The organism is Planomonospora algeriensis, from assembly GCF_977012225.1.
This window is the reverse complement of the sequence record NZ_CDRNDK010000291.1, coordinates 1-8337: the sequence shown is the minus strand read 5'-3', so window position 1 is coordinate 8337 and position 8337 is coordinate 1. Positions and strand designations below refer to the sequence as shown.

Annotated in this window: 7 protein-coding genes and 3 pseudogenes; 2 read left to right on the top strand and 8 right to left on the bottom strand. The window is 72.9% G+C overall.

The features are described from left to right. Positions 1 to 1080, top strand: a pseudogene (locus ACWJ6R_RS24855) (hypothetical protein); the annotation flags it as partial. Positions 1081 to 1316: 236 nt separating this feature from the next. Here ACWJ6R_RS24855 and ACWJ6R_RS24850 read toward each other — a convergent pair. From ACWJ6R_RS24850 to ACWJ6R_RS24840, 3 genes and pseudogenes are all read right to left on the bottom strand, one after another. Further along, positions 1317 to 1799: a cellulose binding domain-containing protein gene (locus ACWJ6R_RS24850; RefSeq protein ID WP_449064544.1), complete on the bottom strand. Its 483-nt coding sequence runs from the start codon at positions 1797 to 1799 to the stop codon at positions 1317 to 1319. A 9-nt stretch (positions 1800 to 1808) separates the two neighbouring features. After that, a pseudogene (locus ACWJ6R_RS24845) lies at positions 1809 to 2344 on the bottom strand (glycoside hydrolase family 6 protein); the annotation flags it as partial. 585 nt (positions 2345 to 2929) lie between these two features. Continuing rightward, positions 2930 to 3358 (bottom strand): DUF6157 family protein, encoded by a 429-nt coding sequence (locus ACWJ6R_RS24840; protein WP_449064542.1) that lies wholly within the window; start codon positions 3356 to 3358, stop codon positions 2930 to 2932. 94 nt (positions 3359 to 3452) lie between these two features. Here ACWJ6R_RS24840 and ACWJ6R_RS24835 point away from each other — a divergent pair, with 94 nt between their 5' ends. Continuing rightward, positions 3453 to 4199: a Clp protease N-terminal domain-containing protein gene (locus ACWJ6R_RS24835; protein ID WP_449064541.1), complete on the top strand. Its 747-nt coding sequence runs from the start codon at positions 3453 to 3455 to the stop codon at positions 4197 to 4199. 152 nt (positions 4200 to 4351) lie between these two features. Here the strand turns inward: ACWJ6R_RS24835 and ACWJ6R_RS24830 are convergent, their stop codons facing one another. The 5 genes and pseudogenes from ACWJ6R_RS24830 to ACWJ6R_RS24810 form a co-directional block, all read right to left on the bottom strand. After that, positions 4352 to 5674, bottom strand: coding sequence for an MFS transporter (locus ACWJ6R_RS24830; RefSeq protein ID WP_449064540.1), 1323 nt, complete (start codon positions 5672 to 5674; stop codon positions 4352 to 4354). Positions 5675 to 5725: 51 nt separating this feature from the next. Then, the gene (locus ACWJ6R_RS24825) at positions 5726 to 6880 is read right to left on the bottom strand and encodes an acyl-CoA dehydrogenase family protein (protein WP_449064543.1); all 1155 of its coding nucleotides are present in this window, start codon (positions 6878 to 6880) and stop codon (positions 5726 to 5728) included. 60 nt (positions 6881 to 6940) lie between these two features. After that, positions 6941 to 7864 (bottom strand): annotated as a pseudogene (locus tag ACWJ6R_RS24820) (hydroxymethylglutaryl-CoA lyase); the annotation flags it as partial. After that, positions 7861 to 8082 carry a biotin/lipoyl-containing protein gene (locus tag ACWJ6R_RS24815; RefSeq protein ID WP_449064539.1) on the bottom strand — a complete coding sequence of 74 codons (222 nt, stop codon included), beginning with the start codon at positions 8080 to 8082 and terminating at the stop codon, positions 7861 to 7863. The pseudogene ACWJ6R_RS24820 and the gene ACWJ6R_RS24815, both read right to left, overlap by 4 nt. Positions 8083 to 8141: 59 nt before the next feature. Further along, positions 8142 to 8337, bottom strand: a 196-nt coding sequence (locus tag ACWJ6R_RS24810; RefSeq protein WP_449064538.1) for a hypothetical protein, incomplete at its 5' end; no start/stop codon positions are given.

The following is an 8337-nucleotide window of genomic DNA, read 5'->3' as shown; positions in this document are numbered from 1 at the left end:
GGCCCAGGCCCCGCTGCCCCAGCGGCCCGTCCCGGCGGCCCGCCCGCCCCGCCCCGGGTCGACATCAGCGACTACCCGCTGGTGCGCCTGGTGGACAACATGTTCCGCGAATGGAGCCCGCTGGAGCGGGCCGTCGCCGTGGACCGCCTGTTCGCCGTCGACCCGATCAGCCTGCGCGCGCTGGCGCACAAGCTCAACGCCGACCTCGGCGCCCTCTCGGCGGCCCAGCGCGCCGCCGAGGAGCGCATCCTGCTCTGGCTGCGCTCCTCGGAGTCGGCCCCGCTGACCGGCCACATGTTCGGCCTCACCGAGTGGCTGGGCGCCGCCGCCACCGAGGACCAGCTCATCGGCGCCGATCCCGCCCACCCCGTCGAGGTCCCCACGCTCGGCACCCCCCTCTGGCGGGTGCTGGTCACCCTCATGCCCGACCGGCGGCTCCAGGACGGCTGGCTCGTCGTCGGCGACCTGGGCGGCCTGCGGGAGCGGACCACCCAGCTGCTCGCGAGCAAACCGGCCGACGCCGACGTCTTCGCGCTCATGGAGCACCAGCTCGGCATCCGCACCCACTCCGCGCAGGCGTGGCTGGACGCGCTCGCCGCGGCCGCGGCGCCCGGGGAGTCCTCCGCCGCGTCCGACGGCACGGGCGCCAAGCAGCTACCGCGCCGTACGCCGGGGGCCAACGGGCACCACCGCGGCGGCCAGCCGGTCCCTCAGATCGACGCCGGCTCGATCGACCCCCGTGCGGCCCTGGCCGCGCTCTCGGCGCTGTCCGGCAACAGCCGGCCGCACCTGATCACCAGCCAGCGGGAGCGCGCCCCGATGCCCCCGCCGCCCAACCCGGCCACCGACCCCGGCCGCTGGCAGCGGATCGAGGTCACCAGCGAGCACCTGCGGGGGGCGCCGGTGGCCGTGCCCGAGGGGTACGCCACCCGCCTCGGCATGCGGCCCGGCACGCTGCTGTCGGTCACCGGACCCGGTGACAACGCGGTGGTCCTCGTCTGGCGGGACCACCCGGTCTTCGACTCGCTCCAGCCCGTCCTGATGCGCCTGAACGCCGGCCGGGCGACCAGGTCTACGTGACCGTGGACGGCTACCGCCTGGAGGCCCAGCTTCCCAGCTGACCCCGGGGGTCCTCCGCACACGGATGAGCCGGGCCCGCCGATATTCGGCGGGCCCGGCTCACGGGCCTCCGCGGGCCGGTCCGGGGTGCGGTCCCGTACCGGCCCGCGGGCGGGGTCCGGTACGGCCCGCGGGGATGCGCGTCGGACGTGGGCCGTACCGGGTCCCGGGCTCCGCCGGTCAGGCGGCGGAGCAGCTCACGGAGGACGCGCGCCGCCGCTCCCGGTGCCGGTGAACCCGAAGGACGCCGAGGCTCCGGAGGCGAGGTTCCCGTTGTGGTCGGCGTTGCGCACCGAGACGTTCGCACCGCTCTGGGTGTGCTTGCCGTTCCAGAGCTGGCTGACGGTCTGGCCGCCGGGGAAGGACCAGGTCACGGTCCAGCCGGAGAGCGCCGCGCTACCGCTGCTGTTGACGGTCACCTCGGCCTGGAAGCCGCCCTGCCAGGAGTTGACCAGTTTGTAGGCCGCGGTGCAGGCCCGCCCCGCGATGGGCGTGGAGCTGGGCGTCACCGTCGGCGTCACGGTGGGGGTCACCGTCGGCGTCACGGTCGGCGTCGCCGTGGGCGTGTCCGGGGCCGCCATGGCCAGGTCGTAGGCCCGCTGCGGGACGAACTGCCCGGCTCCGGCGATGCAGCCGTCCGCCTCGCCCGGCAGCTTGATCCAGAGGAACGCGTCGATCATCGAGTCGCCGGTGTTCGTCGTGCTCGGCGTGCCGATCGCCCGGCCGGCCGGTCGCACCACTCGCTGCCCAGCGGGCCGTTGCCGTTGCGGCTGGTGTCGATGACCGCGCGGAGCCGGGAGATCCCCGTGGCGGAGATGACGCTCTTGGCGTACGCCGTCTCGGTGGAGGTCCACCGGTAGTTGGAGACGTTGAGCGCGATGCCGTCCGCGCTGCTCTCGACGCCCGCGGCCCGCAGCCGGGCCGCGGCCTCGCCCGCGCCCAGCCAGCCGGAGTGGCCGATGTCGAAGTAGACCTTCGCCTGGCCGGAGGCCGCCTTCAGCTTCTTGCCCGCGTACGCCATGGAGGCGTTGACCTCCTGCTGCTGGGAGGAGCTCATGCAGTTGGTCATGATCGGGAGCACGTCGGGTTCGAGGATGATCGAGGCCGGGCGTCCCTGGAGACCGGCGGCCAGCTCGTCGATCCACTGCCGGTAGGCCGTGTGGTTGGGCGCTCCGCCGGTGCTGGCGCCACTGCAGTCGCGGTTGGGGATGTTGTAGACGACCATGATGGGCGTCTTGCCCGCGCGCGCGCGCCGACGAACGACGACACCTGTGAGCGGACCGTCGAGGTGTTCGTCGTGGTGAACCAGCGCGCCTGGGGCACGGAGGCGATCCGGTCGCGGATGACGGCCGCCTTGGAGTCGCCGGGGTTGGCGGCGACCCATCGGGCCGCGCCGGTGTCCGGGTCGACGTAGAAGGAGGAGTCGGCCGCGGACGCTCCGGCGGCCAATGAGACCGCGGCACCGGAGACGGCGACCAGCGCCGCGCACAGCGTGGCCAGGATGGACTTTCTCGACATCGAACGGCTCCTTAGGGGTTGGTGGGAGCGCTCCAAAGTAGCCGCACACCCCTCCCCCACCTAGCCGCGAGCGGTTCCCCACCCGCTCCGCACTCTCCTGAGCTGTGCGAACGCCCTGGTCAGCGGATGAAAGTTTCAGCCGCGGAGCGGCGGCACGCGATCTCCGCCCCCTTCACCGCCCCCCTCATCGCACCTCGTACGCTGAGACGGCGATCACACCTTCCGTCTCACGCCGGGGACCGGCGGGCACCCGACGATCGGGTGCGGCCGACGGGCGGGGATCGCGCGGGGATCAGCCCCGGCGGGAGCGCATGGCCCTGCGGACCGTGACGTCGGGGACCGCGCCGTCGACGATCCGGCGGTAGTCCTCCGACTCCATCGGGCACAGCGTGATGCGGCCGCGCGCGTCGAACAGCAGGCCCCAGCCGTACTTCTTCGGCAGGGGCGAAGCCCGCAGGCACGCCTGCGGCTTGGCGAAGAGGCGCGCCCGCAGCTCCGCGCGCTCGGCCTCCGGCACCGCGCCGAGATCCTCCTGCCGCCGCAGCCAGGTCTCGAACAGCACGTCCTCCTGGGTCAGCGCGCCCGGATCCTCCGAGAGCATCTCGAACTGCACGACGGCGACCGTCTTCTTCCCGCCCCGGCCCAAGGGAGGCTCCACGCCCGCGTCGACAGGGCAGTCCTCGGCGGCCGCGATGAGCGTGTCGTAGTAGTTGAGATCCACTCACCCATGATGCCCGAACAACCCCGAGGGGCCCAGTCCCGGAATTCGTCAACCTTGAGTTGACGCAATGCCATCGTCAACCTATGGTTGACGCATGACGAAACCCGTTCAGCTCACGAATCCGGTCCGTCTCGACGACCTCATCGAGGCCATCAAGAAGGTCCACTCCGACGCCCTCGACCAGCTCTCCGACGCGGTCATCGCCGCCGAGGCCCTCGGCGAAGTGGCCGACCACCTGATCGGCCACTTCGTGGACCAGGCACGGCGCTCGGGCGCGTCCTGGACCGACATCGGCAGGAGCATGGGCGTTAGCAAGCAAGCGGCCCAGAAGCGCTTCGTCCCGAAGAGCCCCGGCGATCCCTCCGACCTCGATCCCGACCAGGGGTTCCAGCGGTTCACCCCCCGGGCGAGGAACGTCGTGATGGCGGCGACGAACGAGGCCGCGGCGGCGGGCAACCCCGAGATCGGCCCGGCGCACCTGGTGCTGGGGCTGCTGAGCGAGCCGGAGGCGATCGCCGGCAGGCTGCTCGTCGCCCAAGGCGTGCCGCTGGAGACCGTACGGCAGGCCGCCGCCGCGGCGCTGCCTCCGGCGGCCGAGCAGGTGCCCGACCTCGTCCCGTACGGCCCCCAGGCCCGCAAGGCCCTGGAGCTCACGTTCCGGGAGGCCCTGCGGCTGGGCCACAACTACATCGGGACCGAGCACATCCTGCTCGCGCTGCTGGAACTCGAGGACGGCACGGGCGTGCTCTCCGGCCTCGGCGTCACCAAGGCCGCCGCCGAGGCCTACATCAGCGAGGCCCTCGCCGCCGCGGTCGCGGCCGCGGCCCACGGGCAGGAGTGACCTCGGCGAGCACCCCCGGCACCCGCTGAACGTTCTCCGGGCGCTGCCGGCGCCCTGCGCACCGGCGGCGCCCAGGATGAGCAGCCCGAGCGGGAGAGACCCGCACGCGGTGGGCCCTGCTCGCTCTCCGGTTCGTTCCGTCCCTCCGTGGCTCACTTCGAATCGATCCGGTCGTCGTGTCCCGCCGTCACCGGCGGGACGGTGTCCCGACCCGCGTGCGTCGTGCCCGGAAGCGTCCTGGCCTGGATCCTGGGCACCGCCCTGACCAGTGCGGCAGATATGACGACGCAGTACACGCCCAGCGAGAACAGCTGGCCGGCGTAGCCGACGCCCAGGTCGATGAGCATCCCGCTCAGCCCCGGGCCGGCCGCGGCCGCGAACACCACGACCGTGACCACTGCGGATCGGATGGCGCCGAGATGCCCCGTGCCGTAGATCTCGGGGAGCACGGCACCGAACAGCGTCAGGGAGAGCCCGTTGGTGGCCCCGAAGCACGCGAAGAAGACCAAGACGCTCCACTGCGCGTCCAGCGACGACACGATCACCAGGCCGCCGGCGGCGGGAAGGAGGAAGTACGGCAGCAGCACCAGCGCCGAGAAGCGGTCGACGAGCCAGCCGCCGCCCATGTTCGTGAGCACGGTGACGGTCGCGTAGACCGACATCGCCGAAACCGTCGTCCCGAGGGACCAGCCGCGCAGCTCGACCAGGTAAGCCTGGTGGAAGAAGAACGTGTTCCCGACCAGCGCCGGTGTCAGCGTCGCCAGAAGGACCACGTAGAAGTAGCGGTCGCGCAACGCCTGCGCCCGGGTCCAGCCGCCCGCGCCGTCCGGGCCCGTACGGACTGCACTCTCCCGGGGCGGCCGCTCTCTTCTGAACAGGAGCGTGACCGCGGTCCCCCCGGTCACCAGCGTCAACGTGGCGACGATCCACGACGGCCGCCAGCCGACGGCGGCGACGCAGGCGATGCCCAACGCTGGCAGGAAGGCCTCACCCGCGCTGAGCCCCAGCGTCGCGATCGAAGCCGCGCGTCCCCGCTCCCGGCTGAACCATCTCCCCACCAGGGTGAACGACGTGTGCGTCAGCATGCCCTGGCCGAAGAAGCGCAGCAGCACCAACCCCGCGAAGAGGAGGACCGCTCCGTCGGAGAGCGCCATCAGGAGCGCACCCACGGCGAGGAAGGCGAAGGCCGTGGAGACGACCTTCCACGCCGGTCGCACGTCGACCACCCTCCCGGCCTTCGCCAGGGCGACGGCGCCGATGAGCGTCGCGGCCGTGTACAGGCCGCCGTAGGCGCCGTGCGAGAGACCGTGCTCCGTCCGGATGTGCTCTCCGAACACCGAGACGAAGAACGTCTGGCCGAAGGAGGAGCAGAAGAAGAGCAGGAAGCATCCGAGCAGCCGGCGGCCGTCCCGGCGCAGAGAGGCGAACGCGTGCACACCGACCATGATCCACCCCGCCCGGTCGCCGGGGGCCACCGGAGGGGCGGTACCGCTGCGGCCCGCGCGGCCGTACCGCCCTCCTGCGGGTCAGAGGTCCGACAGGCCCAGCTCGCGGGCGATCAGCATGCGCTGGACCTCGCTGGTGCCCTCGCCGATCTCCAGGATCTTGGCGTCGCGGTAGAAGCGGCCGACGGGGTACTCGTTCATGAACCCGTAGCCGCCGAAGACCTGGGTGGCGTCGCGGGCGTTGTCCATCGCGGCGTTGGAGGAGACCAGCTTGGCGATGGCGGCCTCCTTCTTGAACGGCTCGCCCGCCAGCATCCGCTCCGCCGCGTGGTAGTAGGCCAGGCGGGCGGTGTGCGCGCGGACCTCCATGTCGGCGATCTTGAACTGGATGGCCTGGTAGTGGCCGATCGGGTGACCGAACGCCTGGCGCTCCCGGACGTAGCCCAGGCACTCGTCCACGCAGCCCTGGGCCAGGCCCACCGAGAGGGCGGCGATCGCGATGCGGCCCTCGTCGAGGGTCTGCAGGAACTGCGCGTAGCCGCGGCCCCGCTCGCCCAGCAGGTTCTCCGCCGGGACCCGGCAGTCGGTGAAGGAGAGCTCACGGGTGTCGGAGCAGTTCCAGCCGACCTTGGAGTACTTCTTGGCGACGGTGAAGCCGGGGGTGCCGGCCGGGACCAGGATGGTGGAGATCTCGGGGCGGCCGTCCTCCCGCCGCCCGGTGATGGCGGCCACACCGACGACGCCGGTGATGTCGGTGCCGGAGTTGGTGATGAAGGCCTTGGAGCCGTTGATCACCCACTCGCCGCCGTCGAGCACGGCCGTGGTCCGCATGCCGCCCGGCACGTCGGAGCCGCCGCCCGGCTCGGTCAGGCCGAACGCGCCCAGCATCTCGCCGCTCGCGAGTTTCGGCAGCCAGCGCGCGCGCTGCTCGGCCGTGCCGAAGCGGTAGATCGGCATGGCGCCCAGCGAGACGGCCGCCTCGACGGTGATGGCCACGCTGGAGTCGACCCGGGCCAGCTCCTCCAGGGTGAGGCAGAGCGCGAAGTAGTCGCCGCCCATGCCGCCGTGCTCCTCGGGGATGGGCAGGCCGAACAGGCCCATCCGGCCCATCTGGCGGACGAGGTCGTAGGGGAACTCCTCGCGTTCGTACAGCTCCCCGATCACCGGGGCGACCGCGTCGCGGGCGAACGCCTCGACGGTCTTGCGCAGGTCCTCGTACTCTTCGGTCAGCTTCATCGCTGATTCACTCCTTGGGCGGGGCCTCGGAGGGGCCTCGGACGGGGCCTTGGACAGGGCCTGGACGACCCGGGACGGGCTGGGGCGGCCGAGCCTCGCGGCCAGCCAGGTGCTGGTCTCCACCAGGGCGCCGAGGTCGAGGCCGGTCTCCACGCCGAGGCCGTGCAGCATCCAGACCAGGTCCTCGGTGGCGAGGTTGCCGGTGGCGGACTCGGCGTACGGGCAGCCGCCGATGCCGCCGGTGGAGGCGTCGACCACGCTCACCCCGGCGCGCAGCGCGGCCAGCGTGTTGGCCAGCGCCTGGCCGTAGGTGTCGTGGAAGTGCACGGCCAGCCGGTCGGGGCCGCCGAACGCCTCGATCAGCGCGGCCACGTGACCGGGGGTGCCGACGCCGATCGTGTCGCCGAGCGAGAGCTCGTAGCAGCCGAGGTCGAGCAGCCTGCGGCCGACCTCGACGACCTGGCTGATCGCGGTGGGGCCCTCCCACGGGTCACCGAAGCACATCGACACGTAGGCCCGCACGCGCAGGCCGTGCTCCAGCGCCCGGCCGACGACCGGCTCGAACATCGCGAACTGCGAGTCCAGCGTCCGGTTGAGGTTCCTGGCGGCGAACGCCTCGGTGGCGCTGGCGAAGACCGCGATCTCGGTGACGCCCAGCTCCAGCGCCCGCTCCAGGCCGCGCTCGTTGGGCACCAGCACCGGGTAGCGCACCCCGGGGACCTTCTCGACGGCGGCGAGCAGCTCGGCGGCGTCGGCGAGCTGCGGCACCCACTTCGGGTGCACGAAGCTGGTCGTCTCGATCACCGTGTGCCCGGCGGCGGCGAGCCGGGCCACGAACTCGGCCTTGACGCGGACGGGCACGACCACCGGCTCGTTCTGCAGCCCGTCGCGCGGCCCGACCTCGTAGACCGTGACCCGCTCCGGCAGGCCCTCCGCCCGGTACGGCGCGGGCCGCGCTCCCCCGGCCGTTCCCCTGGTCGTCACGACTCCTCCTCCCGCCGGACGACGGCGAGCACGGCGTCCATGTCGACCGCCTGCCCGGCGCGCACCGGCAACTCGGCGACCGTCCCGCCGACCGGGGCGGTCACGGTGTGCTCCATCTTCATCGCCTCGACGATCACCAGCGGCTGCCCCTCGGCGACCCGCTCCCCCACCGCCGTCTTCACCACGAGCACGGTGCCGGGCATGGGGCTGCGGACCACGCCGTCGCCGGCCGCCCCGGCGCCCGCCCGGTCTCCGGGGTCGCCCAGGTGGTGGCGGGTCAGCGCCCAGGTGCTCCCCTCCCGGCCGAGCCAGACGGTGTCGCCGTCGCGGGCGCGGCGTAGCGCCGCCGGACGCCGTCCAGGGTGACGAGCACGTCGGAGCCGTCCACCGCCAGGTCCGCGCGCAGGACCCGGTCCGCGCCCGCCGCGCCGTCACCGTCACCGTCGCCGTCGCGTGGCGGCAGGCGGACCTCG

Excerpts from the sequence above, each read along its gene's own strand:
- ACWJ6R_RS24850 (WP_449064544.1), bottom strand. The coding sequence starts at position 1,799 with ATGATCGACGCGTTCCTCTGGATCAAGCTGCCGGGCGAGGCGGACGGC.
- ACWJ6R_RS24835 (WP_449064541.1), top strand. The coding sequence starts at position 3,453 with ATGACGAAACCCGTTCAGCTCACGAATCCGGTCCGTCTCGACGACCTC.
- ACWJ6R_RS24825 (WP_449064543.1), bottom strand. The coding sequence starts at position 6,880 with ATGAAGCTGACCGAAGAGTACGAGGACCTGCGCAAGACCGTCGAGGCG.